Below are 18,164 nucleotides of genomic sequence, written 5' to 3'. Positions count from 1 at the left end.
TGCTCCCACGTATCAAATCTCTACCTGTATGCCAAGCTCCACCACTTGTTCAGGGGGCAGACGAAAGTAGGTCATGGCATCCTCAGCATTGCGATATAGCCAAGCAAAGACAACCTTTTGCCAGTAGGTCATGCCGGGAGCGTGGGTGGGGATGATTGTGCGACGGCCTAGGAAGAAACTCATGGGTTCGTTGAGGGGGAGATTGAGGACACGTTGGCAGGTTTCAAGGGCGAGTAGGACATCAGGGCGATCGCGAAACCCCGAGGTAAGGATGATTTCATTAATACCGACATCCGTGACTGTATAGGCCAATTGTTCTGACAAGGGCACATGGGGTAAATTCGCAGTTGCTAAATGGATAAAGATCATCTGCTCATGCAACACATGATTGTGCTGAAGGTTTTGAATAAAGGTCGGTGGAATGGTGTGGGGAAGTGGTGAGAAGAAAACAGCAATCCCCGGCACACGCGCAACCCCTTGACTGAGCAGTTCCTTGAGGGAGAAGTGAGTATTTGCTTGCAGCAGTTGCTGACGCAGCAGAACCTGACCTTGTCGCCACGTCACTAAGAGCATATAAATAATCCCGCCGAAAACGAGGGGATACCAACCACCGTGGGGAATCTTGAGGGCATTTCCTATCAGGAAAGCAATTTCAATTACTAAAATACTGACCCAAACAAGGCTAATTTGCAGAATAGACCACCGCCACAAGTACCGCGCCACCAAAATCAGGCAGAGAGTCGTAACTACCATGGTTAAGTTAACTGCCAAACCATAGGCACCCGCGAGTTCTGATGAGCTTCTAAAGGTGATGACCAAGAGCAGAACCGTAACCAATAGCAACCAGTTGATTACAGGAATATAAATCTGGCCACGGTGATGATCATCCGTGACATCAATGCGCAGCCGGGGCAGATAGCCCAACTTAATAGCCGCAGCAGTCATTGAAAAAGCCCCCGAAATTACCGCTTGAGATGCAATGACGGTGGCCAATGTACTGAGAATGACTAAGGGCAAAACGCTCCACGCAGGTACAAGTTGGAAAAAGAGATTATGGGTAGCCGTTGGATGCTTGAGAATGAAAGCACCCTGCCCCAGATAATTCAAGGCAAGGGCAGGAAAGACTAGACGATACCACGCCAAGCGAATCGGCTGGACGCCAAAGTGTCCCATATCGGCATACATCGCCTCGGCACCCGTCAGTGCCAGAATAACCACTCCCAATAGGACAAGAACTTGGCTAGGATGGGTGCGAAAGAGTTCTACTCCCCACCAAGGATTGAGGGCGTTCAGAATTGTGGGGTGCTCGAAGATGTGAATTGCGCCAAGAATGCCCAAGGTCATAAACCAGAGGAACATGATCGGGCCAAAGACCTGCCCCACTTGGGTGGTACCGCGATGTTGAAACCAAAACAATGCCACCAGAATGACCACTGTCAGGGGCACTGTCCAATCCGCAAACTGGGGACTGAGCACCTCTAGCCCCTCAACGGCAGAGAGAACACTAATCGCAGGGGTAATGGTGCTATCGCCATAGAACAGGGCCGCCCCCACCAGACCGAAAATGATCACCCAGCGCCGCCAGTGAGGATTGAGGCGAATTCGGGAGAGAACAAGTGCCATCAGGGGAAAGATGCCGCCTTCACCGCCATTGTCAGCACGCAGGGCAAAGGTTGCATACTTGAATGTTGGAATGAGGACAAGCGACCAGAGGATCAAAGAGAGAATGCCGTAGATATTGTCCGGAGTAACCGTTAGGAGATGAAGGGGATTGAAGGTTTCTTCAAAGGCATAGAGGGGACTGGTCCCTAGGTCACCATAGACGACACCGAGGGCACCCAGAATAAGGAGCCTTGAGGGCTGGTGGGCGGCATTCGTTTTTGTCATGGCCGGATGGAGTATGTTACTGACTTAAGCTATCGAAGCGAATATTGGCTTGAGCCATGCGTTTAAGAGCTTCACCCAAGCGATCGCGATCGGCAATGAGGCTAATGCGCACGTATCCTTCACCCCCTTCGCCAAAAGCATTGCCGGGGGTCACAACAACGCCTGTCTCCTGAAGCAGTTTGAGGGCAAAATCTGTCGAACTCATGCCCAGCGGTACGGGCACCCACAGGTACATGGTTGCTTGGGTTGGGGTGAGTTGCCAGCCCAGTTCATTCAAGCCTTGAATCAGAAAATCCCGCCGTTGGCGATAGCGATCGCACACAGAGGCAATGTAGCTATCGGGCAGGCTCAAGGCCACCTCTGCCGCTTTCTGTAAGACGGAAAAAACCCCATAATCTAAGTTCGTTTTCAGCGTACGCAAGCCCTGAATAATGTGGCGGTTGCCCACCACAAACCCCACCCGCCAACCGGCCATATTGTAGGTTTTTGAGAGGGTATGGAACTCAACGCCGATTTCCTTGGCACCGGGAATTTCCAGTAAGCTGGTGGGTTGATAGCCATCAAAGGCCAGTTCAGCGTAGCAAAGGTCATGCACTAGAAGGATTTGATATTCGCGGGCAAAGGCAACGATTTCTTCAAAGAAAGAGCGGGGGGCGATCGCCGCCGTAGGATTGCTGGGATAGTTGAAGTACAAAACCTTGGCTTGGCGGGCAATGTCACTGGGAATCTCACTGAGATCAATGAGCCAGCCCTTTTCCCGTTTGAGAATGAGGGGATAGATGTTGGCACCGGCGATCGCAGGTCCACGAAAATGGGCAGGATAGGCCGGGCTGGGCACGAGGACGACATCCCCCGGATTGACATAGGCAAGGGCAAGGTGCGTCAGTCCCTCTTTTGATCCCAACAGGGGGAGGGCTTCCCCATCAGGATCAAGGGAGACATTGTAGCGGCGCTGATACCAACGGGTAATGGCTTGACGGAAAACCGCTGTGCCTTCAAAGGGGGGATAACCGTGGTAGCTGGGTTCCTCAAAGGCGGCGATCGCTGCTTCAATCACCGGACGCGGGGCGGAGCCATCGGGATTGCCCATCCCCAAGTCAATTAAGTCCAGTCCCTGCTGGCGAGCTTTCAGCTTCAGTTCATCGAGACGCGCAAAGACGTAGGGCGGCAATGCCCCCAAGCGATCGGCCGGCTGAATCCACTCTAACCCCATCTAACGGGCACTCCCATCCAAGACTGTGGCACTGTAGCCGACCACGGTGGACACCATTGCTTCTAGCACCAGATCAGGCGTCACCGGAAACGGCAAATGGTGAATATCGGAGTGGGGGGCACAAGCAACCGTAGCAACATGCTGGAGCTGGGCTAAGCTGGCCTCTTGGAAACCCAAGTCCTCTAGAGTCAGGGGCAAACCCACCTGTTCATAGAACTGGCACAGCTGATGGCGAGCGCTAGCAGCTAGTTGACTGCCTTGAACTAGCTCTTCCAAGCGTAGTTGCACCAGAATACCGTAGGCCACTTTTTCTCCATGGAGCGTGCCCCTACTTTGGGGCAGTTGGGTCAGACCGTTGTGCACCGCATGGGCTGCCACCGTGCGGCATTGGGCACCCCCCAAGCCCCCAATCATCCCTGCCATGAGGACACTGGCATCGACGACATTTTCCCAAGCGGTACTGCCCACATTGGCCAGGGCCTCAGCGGATTGCTGCAAGAGAATATCGCGCAATACTCGGGCTTGCTGTACCGCCGCCACAATCAGGGTTTCTTGACGGTGACCACTACTCACCGAGGCCTCATACCACTTGGCAAGGGCATCGCCAATGCCGGCAAGCAGGGTTCGCTTCGGCGCCGTTTGAATCAGGGCATAGTCCAAGAGCAGCAGATCCGGGCAACGGTGGAGTGCCACATCATAGGCAAAGGCACCGGCCTCCGTATAGATGTTGGAGAGGGCTGTCCAAGCGGCACAGGTGGCTGCGGACGTGGGGATCGTCACTACGGGCAAGTGTAATTGATGCCCCAAAAGTTTAGCGGTATCTAGGGCTTTGCCACCGCCAATGCCAATGATGAGATCGCTGCCTTGCGCCTCTTGGCGGAGCTGGGCAAGGGTGGATTCACTGCACTCACCATGGAATGTCCCTACGCTGAAGGTGAGATCATGGGAGCGGGCGATCGCCTGACACTCCTGCTCAAGCTGCTGATACCGCTGCGGTGAAACCACTAAAAGGGGATGATGCCCCAATTGAACAATGGCTTCCCCCGCTTGGGAGAGAATTGACCAACCGCGATAGACGTGGGTAGGTGCAATACAAAGGGGTGAAAACGAAGCAGCAGTCACAGGCCGTATAAATAAGGACTATTTAGAGCATCTGCGGCAAAAATAGAGTCGTTTTCGCTCTAGCCGTAGAGATCTATCTTAGCTGCTCTTCTTCTGACTTTCCGTTTGCACGTACAAAATAATCAAGAACACTGTTGGCACCAAGACAAACATGGCTGTTGCCACCAAGCCAAAAGGATTCACTTCCATGGTATGTACCCCACAACGCTGGCTTTTATTTTATCAATGCTGTGTCCCCCTTGGGGCGATCGCCCTTGGCCAAGGTCAGCCTCAGGGATTGGGCAATTTTTTGGGCGGTGATGGGAGCCAGCAAAATACCGTTGCGGTAATGGCCAGTGGTCAGCCAAGTGTGGTCGTCTATTTTTTCGATGATGGGTGCCGGACGATCGCTCGGGCGGGGTCGCAGTCCCTGCCACTGTTGGGTCACAGGAGCCGTTTTCAGAACTGGCCAAAGTTCGATCGCCCGTCCATGCAGTTGATCAAGGGTTTGCGGATTCGCGGTGAGGGTGTTGAACTCCACGGTGGCGCCCACCCACACCCGCCCCCAAGGCAAGGGGACAAAATGAATGCCTTCAGCCGTCATCACTGGTGTATTGCCATCAATATGACAGGCAAACTCTAGGGCTTGTCCCAAAACCGGTTCCACAGTGACAGAGCGATCGAGGGCTTGCGTAAGGGGCGTTGTCCCTAGACCTGCCGCTAAGATCAGGTATTCGGTCTCGATGGCTGCTTGATTGAGCTGTAAAATCCATCCCCCTTGGGGCGATCGCTGGAGCTGCCGGACAGGGCTTTGATACAAGAACTTGACGCCCCGTTGATGAGCCGCTTGGCGCAGGGCTTGAGTCAAGGGTTTAGGGGTGACTTGGCGATCGCCCGTTGCCCAAAGTGCACCGTGAATGTGGTGGATATCCACAAGGGGACATTGATCTTGGACTTCTTTTGGCGAGAGCCACTGCACGCCTTGGGGAGCCTGTTCCTGCAACCATGCTTGGGTGGCGATCGCCTCGTCCTTAGTGGTACAGATTTCGATAATGCCTCGGCGCTGGTAGGGAATCTGAACCCCCGTTTCTGCCGCCAACTCCGGAATGAGGGTTTCATAACGTGCCAAACTGGCCTGCCGTAGTTGAAAGTTGCGTCCACGTCGCCGCCGACTGAGGTGGACAATGAGAACACCAAGAGCCGCACCGGTCGCTTGCCAATCTTCCTCCCGTTGTGCTTCAAGGACAAGAATCGGCGTTTCCGCTGGATCAAGCACACGACTCAGTTCGTAGGCGATCGCCGAACCAACCACCCCGGCGCCCACAATGGTCACTGTTGCATTTGCTGGCAGCACCGTCACAGTGTGGCAACTGTATTAACTAATTCCCAATTTTCATTTTCGGCAATGGCGCGACTCACACGGTCAAACCATTCAAAGCAGTGATTATTTTTCTTGAGGGTCAGTTCCTTATTCTTGAGCACCAGATCAAACTTGGTGACATCCTTTTGGGGCGTGGTTTTATCAATCAGGACTTCAACCGTGACCAGTTGGGACATTGAAATGGCATCGAGCGCGCTCTCCCGTGCCACGACGTAATCATCCCCCACATGGGTTACCGTCAAATCGCAGGCTTCTAGGGTTTGCACCAGCTCTTCCTTTAGCCGTGCCCGAGGGAGTGCAATAGTAACAACACGAGCATATCGAGCCATAACCGCCAAGTGGTAAACTAATAATTCGCGAACAATGGTTCTAGTGTAATCACGGAACAGACGGGGCGCTGTCACTGCGGGTGTTCCTAGGAAATCACAGGGAATTGAGCATTACCCCCATTGTAAGGTGACCTGCATTGTATGGCAGGATGCCGCGATTATATCAAACCTTTCTTCAAAATCGCTGAATTCATGCATCCCTACACTGGTTTGTTTATTGTCCTAGAGGGGGGAGAGGGTGCCGGCAAAACGACCCAAATGGGGGCGATCGCCACATGGCTAGAGGAAAGTGGCTGGCTGGCAAAATTACGATCCGCTGACATTGATCCGCCCCTGCTGCTGACCCGTGAACCGGGGGGAACGCCCCTTGGCCAAGGCCTGCGGCAACTGCTGCTCCATAGTGATTTAGAGATTGATCCCATGGCAGAACTCCTTCTCTATGCCGCCGATCGCGCCCAGCACGTGGCGACGAGTATCCGCCCCCAACTGCAACGGGGGGGCATTGTCCTGTGCGATCGCTACACGGCTTCCACCATTGCCTACCAAGGCTATGGGCGGGGACTGGACTTGAGCCTCATCGAGCACATCAACCAGATTGCCACCGCTGGACTGATGCCGGATTTAGTTCTCTGGCTGGATCTGCCGGTTCAGGTTGGCCTTGCCCGCACCCAACGGCGGGGCATAGCGGATCGCCTAGAGCAGCATGCGGTGGCCTTTCATGAGCGAGTTCGTCAAGGATTTATGGCCTTGGCTGAGGCAGGGGGCGATCGCTGGCAGCGAATTGCGGCGGATCAACCCACTGATCAGGTGAGTGAAGCTATTCAAGATTGTCTAGCGGCTCATCTGCACCGCTGGTTTGAGACCTTGAGCCAGCGCCGTACTGGGGGCGATCGCGAATTGGAATAGCTCTCGTCCTTCCTGAAAAATTTGCTCAATGGGCAGCATCTGGCCACGGGTGGTCATAAAGCGGTGATCAGGTGTCGCACAAATCGTTGAGCCATCCTCAAGTTCATACTCATACACGGGACGGAAGCCCTGAAAGTGCCATTGGGCAATGGGCTGGGTATAAAGATGCCCTTGGGAATCAAGGCTGTACACCTGACAGGCCAACTGTTCCTGCACCAAGCGGCGAATCGGGACAGCCCCATATTCCACCGTCATCACCGCCGTCTCGCCACTCAGACAGTATTCAGCAAAATCCAGCATCTGCTTAAAGAGTTCTTGGGCGACTGCGCTGGGCACCCCATTTTTCGCCGCTCCCTCAATAAAGAGGGCTTCATGTTTTTCCATTTCCTCTTTTTTCTTCTTGCCCATCGCGCGGCGGAGCAGATCCGCTTGACCCAGAGAATAGCCTGCCAAGTCCTGCGCCATCCGCATGATTTGCTCCTGATAACAAAGAACGCCGTAGGTTTCCTGCAAAATGGGTTTCAAAAGCTCATGTTGATATTGAATGGGTTCCCGACCATGCTTGCGGTTAATGAATTTGGGAATCAGGCCTGCATCCAACGGTCCCGGTCGATAGAGCGCCAGCACCGAGGAAATGTCTTCCAGATTTGAGGGCTTGAGATCTCGGACAATTTGGCGCATCCCCGAAGATTCTAGTTGGAAGATCCCCTCCAGTTTACCTTCCGCCAGAATTTGGTACGTCTTGGCATCATCTAGGGGCAATGCATCCAAATCAAGGGTTTGACCGTGGTTTTTCTGGATCAGCTCCCGCGTCTTTTGGATCATTGTCAGGTTCTTGAGACCCAAAAAGTCCATCTTCAAAAGGCCAAGGGATTCCAGATCCTCCATGAAATACTGGGTAATCACCGCCCCATCGTTATTGCGTTGCAGCGGCACCAGTTGATCCAAGGGTTCTGAGGCAATGACAACGCCGGCTGCATGGACGCCATAGGTTTTGTTGGTGCCCTCAATGCGCATCGCCATATCAATCCAGCGGCGCACCAGCGGATCACTGTCGTACTTTTCCTTGAATTCTGGCGAGGGGGTGTCATCGGAGATCATCACCGCCAATTTAACTGGTTTGCCCCGCACCACCGGAATCAGCTTTGCCATTTGATCCGCTTGGCTATAGGGAATATCCAGCACCCGTGCCACATCCTTGAGCACCGCCTTTGATGTCATGCGGTTGAAGGTGATGATCTGGGCGACGCGATCGCTGCCGTATTTTTCGGTGACGTACTGGATCACCTCCTCGCGGCGGTCAATGCAGAAGTCCGTATCAATATCGGGCATGGACTTGCGCTCAGGGTTCAAAAACCGCTCAAAGAGCAAGCCGTGGTGTACGGGATCAATGTTGGTAATGCGCAGGGCATAGGCTACAAGGGAACCCGCTGCCGATCCCCGCCCTGGCCCGACGGGAATGTTGTGGTCGCGGGCATATTTGATGTAGTCCCAAACCACAAGGAAATAGTTCGAAAACCCCATCTGCTGGAGTATTTTGAGTTCGTATTCCAAGCGCTGCCGGTAGGTGGGATCCAACTGCTGGCGATCGCTGAGGTGAAATCGCTCCAACAGTCCTTGCCACGCCACTTGCTCTAGGTAGGTATCGGCTGTATGGCCAGCAGGCACTGGAAACTCTGGACTTTGGGGTTCACGAAAGATGTCATAGGGTTCAATCTTTTCGGCCACTTCAAGGGTATTCGCCAAAGCCTCTTCAATGACCTCAGCGGGCAAGTGATCCCGAAACAGCCGAGCCATTTCAGCAGCGGATTTCAGGTACTCCGTGCCGCTATAGCGCATCCGCTTGTCATCGGTGAGCAGCTTGTTGGTCTGGATACAAAGCAGGGCGTCGTGGGCTTCAACGTCATTGCAGGAGATAAAGTGGGAGTCATTGGTGGCAATAATTTTGATCCCCAACTCGCGGCCAATGCGCACCAGTTCAACGTTGACTACCCGATCCTCTTGACTGCCGTGGTCTTGGATCTCAAGGTAAAAATCCTCACCAAAGGTCTCTTGATACCAGGCAGCAACACTGCGTGCCAAATCCGGCTTGCCCTGCAAAATGGCTTGGGGAATCTCACCACCGAGGCAAGCACTGGTGACAATGAGTCCGTCGCGGTATTGCGCCAACAGTTCTTTATTGATGCAGGGGCGAGCAAAAATGCCCTTGCCTTGGAAGCCCTGCAGGTGGGAGATGGTGGTGAGTTTGCAGAGGTTGTGGTAGCCCTGTTTATTTTTGGCCAGCACCACTTGGTGAAAGCGGGGTTTGCGCTCCTGTTTGGTGATGTCGCCATTGATGACGTACATCTCATTGCCAATGATTGGCTTCAGGGGTTTGCCGCGACACAACTTTAACAGTTCAACGGCGCCATACATCACCCCGTGATCCGTGAGGGCGATCGCGGGCATCCCCAATTCCATTGCCCGTGCCACTAGGTCGGGAAGCTGGCTAGCTCCATCGAGGAGACTGTAATCACTGTGAATATGCAGACCGACGAAGGACATGGGCAACGGCTATCAACCTAGGAGAAACGCAGGGGACTAGGACAACTCAGGCAAGCTATTGAGATAGGCCTTGAAGTCCGCTTCAGCATCACGGAAGCCCTCTTGAGCCACGGTGACACTATTCAGATCCGCCCCCTGATCAATTTTCAGGAAGTCATCCGTCAGGGCACGGGTCAAAGCTGTGGGGGTGGGTTGATCCTTGGCCAAGAGATTGCGGTTGAGGGCACGCATATCCATCAGCATTTCACCGAGAGGGCCGCGCATAATGTTGCGGGCTTCCTGCCAATCCCCTTTGGCCACACTGACCTCTAGGTCGGCAAAGCGTTCAGCATTTTTCTCAATGTCACTCAGGTAGTCTTGAATGCGAGTAATTTGCAACTCACTATAGGTGGGCGGAGGGGTGGTCGTGGCACTGGGGCTGCCACAGCCGACTAAAATAATGGCAACAACGCTTAATAGGATTGAAATTAGGGATTTTCGATTTAGGCGCAGCATAGAACCTCAGCAGTCAATGGTGTCGTAAAAAACACGGTTCTATTCTGCCATGATCCCGTGGCGATCGCCGCCAGCACCCCCTTGGGACAGATCGGAAGAGCCATCACTGACACTCAGAGGGCACCCCCACACCACTGTCGCCTGATCATAGATCACCATCCCCGGTGGAGCGCCCTTCGGTTTTTGCACATACTTGCGGCGAGTATAGACCACGGGTACTTGGGCACTGGCACGGGCTTGACTATGGTAGGCCGCCAAATTCGCCACGTATTGAATATCTTTCTCACTGGGCACCTCCCCCGCTGCGAGGCGGAGAATCACGTGGCTTCCTGGAATCTCTTGGGTGTGAAACCACCAATCGTAGGGACTGGCAACGCGAAACGTAAGATCGTCATTCTGGCGGTTGTTGCGCCCCACGAGAACCGTGAAGCCACTTGGTGTCGTATAGCGTAGGTAGGGACTGGGCGTGGTAGGGGGACGATAGTAATCGGGCGCCGTCAGGTATCCCTGTTGAATCAATTCAGCGCGAATCTCCTCAAGGACATCTAAGGATGTGGCTGTGGCGAGGGTGGCCGCCACCTGATCGAGATAGGCGAGTTCCTCTTCAGCAGCGGTGAGGAGCGGCGTAATGTGCTGCTGGGCACGTTTGAGTTTCTGCTGTTGTTTGTACAGCTCCTGCGCCGTTTGGATGGCACTCTTCTCTGGCGAGAGGGAAATGGCAAGGGGTTCTTGGGTGGCAAAGTCCGTCACGATCAGTTTCGTCATCCCCGGTTGCCACAGGTGAGCATGGGCCATCAGTAGGTCGGCCAAATACCGCTGGCGATCGCCCCCAGCCGCCGCCGCTAAGCGTTCCCGAAAGCCCTCAATTTTGGCGATCAGTTTTTGCCGCTGTGCCTGTAGGCTCTGGTGCAACTGTTGACGGAGTTGCTGCGTTTGCTGTTGCCGCAGTTGGTCTTGGTAGTAGGTGGCAAGCAGCTCATGGATAGTGGCCGTTGGCTGGCTCTGAGTCCCAAGAGGGGGAATGACGCGATAGCCCGTTGATGTCAATTGGGGGACAAAATGCCCGCTCTCTAAACACGCCAGCCAGTGCTGCCAATGGTCAAATAGCCGTCGCCATTCTTCAGCGGTTAGCTCTGTGGTGTGACTTTCTAGGGACAATGCGGCATCCGCCAGTAGTTGCTGTACCAAGGCTGGACTCAGTCCCCGATAGGCCTTCAGAAGTTGCTGCCGCAGCAGTCCGGGAATCACGCTTACCTGTTGTTGCCACTGCTCAAAGGGAATCTCGCAACTGGGCAACGCGGCCGTTAGGGGGGGTGGGGGCACATAGGGTTGACCGGTCAGAATTGGGCGCAAGCGGGACTGTTGGGCATTGACTTGGTGGGCAGCAGTAACAATTTCCCCGGCAGCGTTAACCAGAATCACGTTGCTGTACTTGCCCATGATCTCGGCATAGAGACGCCACTGCGTTGCTGCCTGCGGACGAGGGGCAAATTCCAAGACCAAGACGCGCTCCCAAGGGTTGACTAACCCCACCCGCACAAGGGCAAGGCGATTGAGTTGGGCATGGAGTTGCTGACTAAAAGTAAAGGTGTCGGGTTGGCGGGGGGGCGGTGGTTCAAAGGCAATGCGTGCCGCTTGGGGATGCCAACTGAGGGTCAGCCAATCCTGTTTTTTCAGCGTGCGCAGCGCCAAGGCAATCGTGTGGCGATCGCGCTGGTAAACCGTTTCGAGCCGTGCCGGTAGCCAATGTTGGAGATCGGCACAAACAGCACGCAGGGTGGTCAAATCAACGGGTTGCACCGTCCAAACTCCGCAGAATTTTTTGAGGGAATCGGCCTCAAGCTATACTAGTCTAGCCACTCTCTGGCCTTTTGCCACCGCGTGTTTGCTATGGCACTTTCCCGTCAATATCCACCCCCCTTACCACTGGCTCAGCCTTGGCGACGGGCGATCGCCACCAGCATTGACTTTATCCTCATCTGGTTGACGAGTGTTGTCGGTATCACGCCGGGGGCAGCCATTCAGTGGGAGCAACTGTTTGTTTTTGCCATCGTTTGGTGGTTGCTGCGGGTGGCGATGGTGAACCGCAATAAGGGTCAAAGCCCCGGCCATTGGCTAATGAATGTGCGCCTGTTGGATCAGCGGCAGCGGACACCGGATCTCCTTTCCCTCAGCAAGCGAGAACTGGTGATTGGTGTCGGGGCGCTGTTGACATTGGCAGGCTTGGAGTCCTATGGCCCGAGTATGGCGCTGATTATTTTGGCACTGCCCTTGGCCGTTGACTGTAGCTTGGCGTGGATTGATGAAGAGCACCGCACGCTCCACGATCGCCTTGGCGGCACAAAGGTATATCGCTGTCGGCGGGGCTTTGCCCTTGATCGCAAGCTCATTGAATTGGTGAGCAAAATCCGCAAAGATCTGCCATAATTAGAGATCGGCTCACTGGATAGATAGGCAAGACCATGGCTAAAGCAAAAGGCGCCAGAATCATTATCACCCTAGAGTGCACAGAGTGTCGCACTAATCCGGCCAAGCGATCGCCCGGTGTCTCTCGCTACACCACCACCAAAAATCGTCGCACCACCACAGGGCGGTTAGAACTGAAGAAATTTTGCCCCCACTGCAACAAGCACACCATTCACAAAGAAATCAAGTAATTAGAGGACAGCTATGGCATTTTATCGGCGACGCATTTCTCCCATTCCCCCTGGACAGCCCATTGATTACAAGGATGTTGATTTACTACGGCGCTTTATCACTGAACGGGGGAAAATCTTGCCGCGGCGGGTGACCGGTCTCACGGCCAAGCAACAGCGACAACTGGCAGTGGCGATTAAGCGGGCACGGATCATGGCACTCTTGCCGTTCTTGAATCTCGAAGGCTAAAAACTCGCGATCGCTAATTGGTTTTTGCGAAGGGGGAGGTTTAGACTTGCCCCTTTATTTTTGCTTGCTCTCCCTGCCTAAGTGTGCAAATATGAGAATGGTTATCATTCATCTATTTCTCTATGGCTATCCAAGCTCACCTTAAACGCTGGGGGCTGCTGGTAACTCTGGGGGTATTTTTGGGCAGTTGTGCCCCCCAAGCCCAGTCGCCACAGGAGCAAGAGACCTCACAGGCAGAAGCCCAATTCACCATTGTGACGACTTTCTTACCCATCACTGCCTTTACAAAAGCGGTCGCAGGCGATCGCGCCACTGTTGAGCAACTCTTGCCGGCCAATATTGACCCCCATGACTTTCAAGCGCGGCCTGAGGATGTGCGGCTGCTGGCCACAGCAAGGGTTTTGGTCAAAAATGGCCTTGAGATGGAAACCTTTTTAGACAAACTGATTGAAAACGCCGCCAATCCCAATCTCAAGATCATTGATACCAGCGCGGGGGTGGCCACCCTTGCCAGCGAAAAGGATAATCACGAGCACCACCACGATCACCACCACGACCACGCTCATGATGACCACGGTCACAGCCACGGTGAATTCAATCCCCACATTTGGCTAGATCCCCAGCGTGCCATGCAGCAAGTGAAAAACATTCGCGATGGTCTGATTGCTGTGGATCCCGAAGGGTCTGCCATCTACGCGCAAAATAGCACTGCCTTTATTCGAGAGTTAGAAGCCCTAGATGCCCTCGCCCGGGAAAAACTTACTCCCTTTGCGGGCAAAACATTTGTGGTTTATCACGATGTCGCACCCTACTTTGCCGAGAGTTATAACCTGAAAGCGATCTATCTCGTGGGCATTCCGTCGGTTAACCCCTCACCTGCGGATGTGCAGCGGGTGATGCAGGCGGTGCAACAAAGTGATCTGAAAACGCTCCTGACGGAACCGGGGCAAGAACAGGTCTTTGAAAGTTTAGCGCAGGATTTGGGCGTAAAAGTGAGTGTGTTTGATCCCCTAGAGCGTGCTCCCACTGCCGCTGATCTCACGCCGACCTACTTCCTGCAAAGAATGGAGCAAAACATTCGCAATCTGGCTGAGGCTTTTGGGGCGCAACAGCAAGCCTATCGTCGTCCCGATGCGATCGCGGTGGTAGGGACATGGTGGATGCAGGTGAATAGACCGTTAGGGGCAGCACTGTGAACGAATACCTGCTAGAGGTGGAAAACCTCTCGGTGCGGCGGGGCGATCGCTGGGTGGTGGAAAATGTCTCCTTTACCCTCGCCGCCGATACGAATATGGCCATTATTGGTCCCAATGGGGCGGGCAAAAGTAGCCTGATTCAAGCCATTTTGGGCATTATTCCCTACCAGCAGGGACGGGTGACCCTCTTGGGCTATGGTATGGGCTATCGCCGCACGCTCCCCTATGTCCGCCAACAGGTAGCCTACTTGCCGCAAAATTTTCAGTGCGATCCACGCATTCCGATCACCGTGGCTGAATTTGTGGGTTTGGGCTGGGGGCAACCTACGTGGCAGTGGCCTTGGCAGCATCGACAACAGCGCGATCGCGCCATCTTGGAAAGTCTCCAACGCCTGCACCTCGAGCATCTTGCGACACAACCCATGAGTTCCCTTTCCGGGGGCGAAACAAAGCGCGCCCTCTTGGCCTATTGCTTGGTGCAACCCCGTCGTCTCCTGATTTTGGATGAAGCTCCCGCTGGCTTAGATCTCCGAGGTGAGCAACAGTTTTATGACCTACTGGAGACCCTCAAGGTGAGTGAGGGCTGGGCAATTTTACAAATTTCCCATCACTTGGAGCGGGTAAGGGCAACCTGTGATCAGGTGCTGTATCTCGATCGCTCTGTCCAAGGACTGGGAACCCCCGAACGGGTGCTGCAACAGTTTGCTGCTTAAACGGGGGATTCTCTCCTAGCAAAGAAATCCAGCAGAATGCGCTGGTGGATGGCGCCTAAGGGGCGATCTTCGCCGAGGGTTTGGGCATAGTGAACCCCAGCCACCACCGAATCGTAGGGTACCAAGTCCATGCCCTGTCCTTCGTTGAGTACCAAGTTTTCCAGTGCACACGTCAAAGGGCCTGTGAAAATATAGCGATGTACTTGGGGATCGCCGTACTCTCCAAAAAAGGTGAGGTGAGGTGGGCAGTAGCCAATCTCCTCATAGACTTCCCGCTGGACGCCCGCGAGCGGTGCTTCTTCGGGTTCAAGATGACCGCCAAAAAGTCCCCAGTGGCCGGCATACAAAATATGGGGACTGTCATCGCGCAGCTGCATAAGGACGCGATCGCCTTGGTAAAGAACCGCAAGGGCAACGGGAACAATCGTGGTTGCTGGCATTGTCTTGCAAGATATGTCGTTAGGGCTACTCTACCCTAGAAACGTAAAGCCAATCCTAAAGTAGATTAAAGCTAAAATGAAGAGTATAGTAGCAAGAACAAATCAACAACCGCTAAAACGTTGAGCAAAGGGTAGCCAGAGGTAAACGTCGCGCTTTGGAGGGCTATCCCCAGCGGGCAGCTGTTAAGTCTCCTCTTTCATAAGATGGTTTCGATAACAAATTTGAGCTTCCCTTATTTTTCTATCAAATTTTACAAATGGCTGCAGGAATTTAACAACGTTGGTACGGCCTTGCCCTTTCTTAAGATTGTCTTAATATTTCCCTAGCAGCTGTGCTATAACTTTGTTCATTGCTTGGAGTGCATCGTCCTATGTTTTACCGTTTAGCCGAACAACACCGCCAGTTTATTCGCGATTTAGTGTTGAACCTGCAAGCTCTGGCAATTGCCCTAGAAAACCGAGGCTACATGGCCTCCTGCTACACCTGTGGCGGTGAACTCAACAGTGCCTCTTTCATGGTCAGCTTGGCCGACAACCACCTGATTCGGTTCCTGGTCTCTGACTATGGGATCACTTGGACTGAAATGCGCGATGACCGCGAACTCATGAAACTCGAAGGGGCAGAGGCGATCAATCAACTGCAAGAACTGGCCAATCTCCTCAAGGAAGTCCGTATCCCCACTGCGGTTTAATCCTGTCGGGGCTATCCCTCGATCTTTTGTCGGTGCTAGCTTAAAAGTAGCTGGACTTTCCTTCTACTTTGATCCCCACCCTCAATGACTGAAGCGTCCCTTAGTTGGCAACACCAGTACCTCAGCGTTAACCAAGTACGCCTGCACTATGTCACCCAAGGCAGCGGTGATCTTGTGATTCTGTTGCATGGCTTTCCAGAGTTTTGGTACTCTTGGCGATTTCAAATTCCCGTACTGGCTCGTCATTTCAAGGTTGTAGTGCCAGATCTACGGGGCTACAATGACTCCGAGAAGCCTGCCCACGGCTATGATCTCGATACCCTCAGCCAAGATGTCACGGCGCTGATCCAAGAACTGGGCTATGAACGCGCCCACATTGTCGGCCATGATTGCGGTGGCCTGATTGCTTGGCACGTGGCGGCACGTTTTCCGCAGAGGGTGCAGCATTTAGCCGTCTTGAATACCCCCCACCCCTACCGTGTGGGACTGGAACTCTGGCAACAGGTAGAGCATTTTTGGCGCAACTGGCCACTGTTGGCTTGCCACATCCCCGGCTTGGCGGAATACTGGCTAGGGCATAATCTGCGGAGTTTTTTGCAGGATCTCTTTCAACGCTACTCCATCCGCAAGGCTGCCTTCTCGGCAGAAACCGTGCAACTCTATCAAGCGGCTCTCGAAAAAGCGGGGGCGATCGCTGCGGTGCTCAAAAGTTATCGCCATCTTTTTTCACCCCAACAGTGGTGGCACCTACTGCAACAGCACACGGAAGCCATTACCAGCCCCACCCTGATTCTCTGGGGCGCCGATGATCCCCTCGCCCAACCCAGCCTTGCCAACGGTATCGAAGCGTGGATCCATGCACCGTGGCGGCTGAAATATCTGCCCGACTGTGGCCATTGGGCACAACAGGAAGTGCCGGGGCTAGTCAATCGTGAACTGCTTGCCTTTTTGCGTGCCTAAAAAAATCCCCCCACCATTCGGCAGAGGGAAAGGCATGGATTGAGCCAACTAACTCGCTTAGGCCAGCCACTCCAGCACTGCTTCTTCCTTGGGATTGGTGCGACGTTCGGGGGTTTCGCGGGTGAACTTCATGTGAATGGCGCGGTTTTGTTCCCCATCTGCCGCCACTGCCAAGATCGGGAAGTCAATGAGGCCATCTTGGAAGGACATTTGGAAGCGGAATGTACCATCGGGATTGAGTTTGATCGGGCGCCCACCAATGGTGACGGTGGCATCTGGCTCCGTAGCCCCATAGACAATGAGTTCAGCATCCGCCACCAACCAGAATTTGCGGGGACGAATGGGAGCCGCCGAAGCTGAGAAGCCAACGCCCGACATCGTCAGACCCGACACCGTCGGCACAGCCCATAGGCCAACCCCAGAGGGGAAGACGTAGGAACTGATGGCCATTTCGGGCAACTGGGAGATGGAGCCGGGGACTTGGTGCATGGAACCAAAGAGAGAACCTGCCACCCGCTGCGCTTCGGCTCCTTCGGCCATGGCAAAGATGCCTTCGTAAATGGGATGGGGTTCGGCAGTGCCCGCCAAGGGTGCCCCCAGATCAAAGAGGGTTTTGCCCCGCAGATCCATATCCCAATCCACCGTAATGAATTGATCCCAGACCCAATCTGAGGGGTAGGTGGGGGGAATATGCACAGGGGCAGAACGGGCTAGAACCAACCAGCGGCCATCGGCACAGCGGTAACCAATTTCCACCACATAGTCGCGATCGCTCACGGGGATGGGCAGATACCACTCCCGCGCCAACTCATCGCAGGGGTACTCCTGAACACTGTGGGGAATTTGGCTATCGAGGTTGATATTCGTGGCATCGTAGAGCCGGAGAGCCAGTTGCTGACCCCCTTGCCGCCGCAATTCTTCGCGGTGCTCGTTGGGCACATCCCAATAGGCGTAGGCCCACTGCGGATCCCGGGGCATGAGGACAATGCGGCTTTCACCATAGCCCCCCGGCAAATCCCCAAGACCTTCATCTACAGAGGCCAAGAGAACATCCTCTTGAGCAGGACCGAGGTCAAATTTTGCTGCTTCCACTTTTTCTTGCGACTCCAGATTAGAGGGGACAGGTTGGACAGAAATGGTAGTGGTGGATCCGTTGGCTTGCGCCTGCTTTTCACGGATGGCAGCGAGGAGTTGATCTTTGCGCATACGGCTATAACGGGACACTTGCAGTTCACTGGCAATGCGCCGCAACTGCCGCAAGGTCATTTCTTCTAAAGGGGGGCGATCTTTCGGCATGGGTGCCTCCTTATCGTGGGTTGATAGACAGAGCTATCCTTTGCCCTTGATCTTTGGCAAAAAAGTCTTGGGGCGTCAAGGGAATTCGGGCACACTTCTAGGAATTTATACGCAGTTTACTCTTT

The 18,164-nt window shown here is 54.1% G+C and carries 19 protein-coding genes; 8 read left to right on the top strand and 11 right to left on the bottom strand.

What is annotated here, in order from left to right; genetic code table 11:
• Positions 1–12: 12 nt before the first annotated feature.
• The 6 genes from RHH27_RS09410 to RHH27_RS09385 form a co-directional block, all read right to left on the bottom strand.
• Positions 13–1,887, bottom strand: coding sequence for a potassium transporter Kup (locus RHH27_RS09410; protein ID WP_206199922.1), 1,875 nt, complete (start codon positions 1,885–1,887; stop codon positions 13–15).
• Positions 1,888–1,903: 16 nt separating this feature from the next.
• Positions 1,904–3,100, bottom strand: a complete 1,197-nt coding sequence (locus tag RHH27_RS09405) for an aspartate aminotransferase (protein ID WP_302678136.1) — start codon at positions 3,098–3,100, stop codon at positions 1,904–1,906.
• Positions 3,101–4,231 (bottom strand): iron-containing alcohol dehydrogenase family protein, encoded by a 1,131-nt coding sequence (locus RHH27_RS09400; protein WP_206201677.1) that lies wholly within the window; start codon positions 4,229–4,231, stop codon positions 3,101–3,103.
• Between the two features lie 69 nt (positions 4,232–4,300).
• Complete coding sequence (gene psbM / locus RHH27_RS09395) at positions 4,301–4,411, bottom strand: photosystem II reaction center protein PsbM (RefSeq protein WP_149818817.1); 111 nt, start codon at positions 4,409–4,411, stop codon at positions 4,301–4,303.
• 25 nt (positions 4,412–4,436) lie between these two features.
• Positions 4,437–5,561 (bottom strand): FAD-binding oxidoreductase, encoded by a 1,125-nt coding sequence (locus tag RHH27_RS09390; protein WP_302678135.1) that lies wholly within the window; start codon positions 5,559–5,561, stop codon positions 4,437–4,439.
• Positions 5,558–5,911, bottom strand: a complete 354-nt coding sequence (locus RHH27_RS09385) for a hypothetical protein (RefSeq protein WP_149818813.1) — start codon at positions 5,909–5,911, stop codon at positions 5,558–5,560. The genes RHH27_RS09390 and RHH27_RS09385 overlap by 4 nt, the downstream gene beginning before the upstream one ends.
• Before the next feature lie 192 nt (positions 5,912–6,103).
• Between RHH27_RS09385 and tmk the strand changes: the two genes are divergently transcribed.
• Positions 6,104–6,817 (top strand): dTMP kinase, encoded by a 714-nt coding sequence (gene tmk, locus RHH27_RS09380; protein ID WP_206199919.1) that lies wholly within the window; start codon positions 6,104–6,106, stop codon positions 6,815–6,817.
• Here the strand turns inward: tmk and RHH27_RS09375 are convergent.
• The 3 genes from RHH27_RS09375 to RHH27_RS09365 are packed head-to-tail and all read right to left on the bottom strand — an operon-like array spanning position 6,743 to position 11,656.
• On the bottom strand, positions 6,743–9,361 hold the full coding sequence (locus RHH27_RS09375; protein ID WP_302678134.1) for a DNA polymerase III subunit alpha: 2,619 nt from the start codon (positions 9,359–9,361) through the stop codon (positions 6,743–6,745). The two genes, tmk and RHH27_RS09375, sit on opposite strands and share 75 nt — an antisense overlap.
• 36 nt (positions 9,362–9,397) lie before the next feature.
• Complete coding sequence (gene psbQ, locus RHH27_RS09370; protein WP_302678133.1) at positions 9,398–9,856, bottom strand: photosystem II protein PsbQ; 459 nt, start codon at positions 9,854–9,856, stop codon at positions 9,398–9,400.
• Positions 9,857–9,895: 39 nt separating this feature from the next.
• Positions 9,896–11,656: an NFACT family protein gene (locus tag RHH27_RS09365; RefSeq protein WP_302678132.1), complete on the bottom strand. Its 1,761-nt coding sequence runs from the start codon at positions 11,654–11,656 to the stop codon at positions 9,896–9,898.
• Positions 11,657–11,746: 90 nt separating this feature from the next.
• Between RHH27_RS09365 and RHH27_RS09360 the strand changes: the two genes are divergently transcribed.
• From RHH27_RS09360 to RHH27_RS09340, 5 genes are all read left to right on the top strand, one after another.
• Positions 11,747–12,283, top strand: coding sequence for an RDD family protein (locus RHH27_RS09360; protein ID WP_302679159.1), 537 nt, complete (start codon positions 11,747–11,749; stop codon positions 12,281–12,283).
• Between the two features lie 35 nt (positions 12,284–12,318).
• On the top strand, positions 12,319–12,513 hold the full coding sequence (gene rpmG / locus RHH27_RS09355) for a 50S ribosomal protein L33 (RefSeq protein ID WP_149818803.1): 195 nt from the start codon (positions 12,319–12,321) through the stop codon (positions 12,511–12,513).
• Between the two features lie 13 nt (positions 12,514–12,526).
• Entirely contained in the window at positions 12,527–12,742 is a 216-nt protein-coding gene (gene rpsR, locus RHH27_RS09350; RefSeq protein ID WP_011057896.1) for a 30S ribosomal protein S18, read from the top strand.
• Between the two features lie 122 nt (positions 12,743–12,864).
• Positions 12,865–13,938, top strand: coding sequence for a metal ABC transporter substrate-binding protein (locus tag RHH27_RS09345; RefSeq protein WP_206199914.1), 1,074 nt, complete (start codon positions 12,865–12,867; stop codon positions 13,936–13,938).
• Positions 13,935–14,651 carry a metal ABC transporter ATP-binding protein gene (locus RHH27_RS09340; RefSeq protein ID WP_206199913.1) on the top strand — a complete coding sequence of 239 codons (717 nt, stop codon included), beginning with the start codon at positions 13,935–13,937 and terminating at the stop codon, positions 14,649–14,651. Before RHH27_RS09345 ends, RHH27_RS09340 begins: the two co-directional genes overlap by 4 nt.
• Here RHH27_RS09340 and RHH27_RS09335 read toward each other — a convergent pair.
• Positions 14,648–15,091 (bottom strand): NUDIX hydrolase, encoded by a 444-nt coding sequence (locus tag RHH27_RS09335; protein WP_206199912.1) that lies wholly within the window; start codon positions 15,089–15,091, stop codon positions 14,648–14,650. The genes RHH27_RS09340 and RHH27_RS09335 overlap by 4 nt on opposite strands.
• Before the next feature lie 371 nt (positions 15,092–15,462).
• Here RHH27_RS09335 and RHH27_RS09330 point away from each other — a divergent pair, with 371 nt between their 5' ends.
• Positions 15,463–15,783 carry a DUF1815 family protein gene (locus tag RHH27_RS09330; protein ID WP_149818796.1) on the top strand — a complete coding sequence of 107 codons (321 nt, stop codon included), beginning with the start codon at positions 15,463–15,465 and terminating at the stop codon, positions 15,781–15,783.
• An 84-nt stretch (positions 15,784–15,867) separates the two neighbouring features.
• On the top strand, positions 15,868–16,743 hold the full coding sequence (locus RHH27_RS09325) for an alpha/beta fold hydrolase (RefSeq protein WP_206199911.1): 876 nt from the start codon (positions 15,868–15,870) through the stop codon (positions 16,741–16,743).
• Positions 16,744–16,800: 57 nt separating this feature from the next.
• Here RHH27_RS09325 and RHH27_RS09320 read toward each other — a convergent pair whose 3' ends face one another.
• Positions 16,801–18,039 carry a DUF4912 domain-containing protein gene (locus tag RHH27_RS09320; RefSeq protein ID WP_206199910.1) on the bottom strand — a complete coding sequence of 413 codons (1,239 nt, stop codon included), beginning with the start codon at positions 18,037–18,039 and terminating at the stop codon, positions 16,801–16,803.
• Positions 18,040–18,164: the final 125 nt, after the last annotated feature.

The sequence above is a fragment of the Thermosynechococcus sp. PP555 genome, from assembly GCF_031583225.1.
Classification (GTDB): domain Bacteria; phylum Cyanobacteriota; class Cyanobacteriia; order Thermosynechococcales; family Thermosynechococcaceae; genus Thermosynechococcus.
The sequence above is the reverse complement of the archived record's forward strand: the minus strand, read 5'-3'. Positions and strand labels throughout refer to the sequence as shown.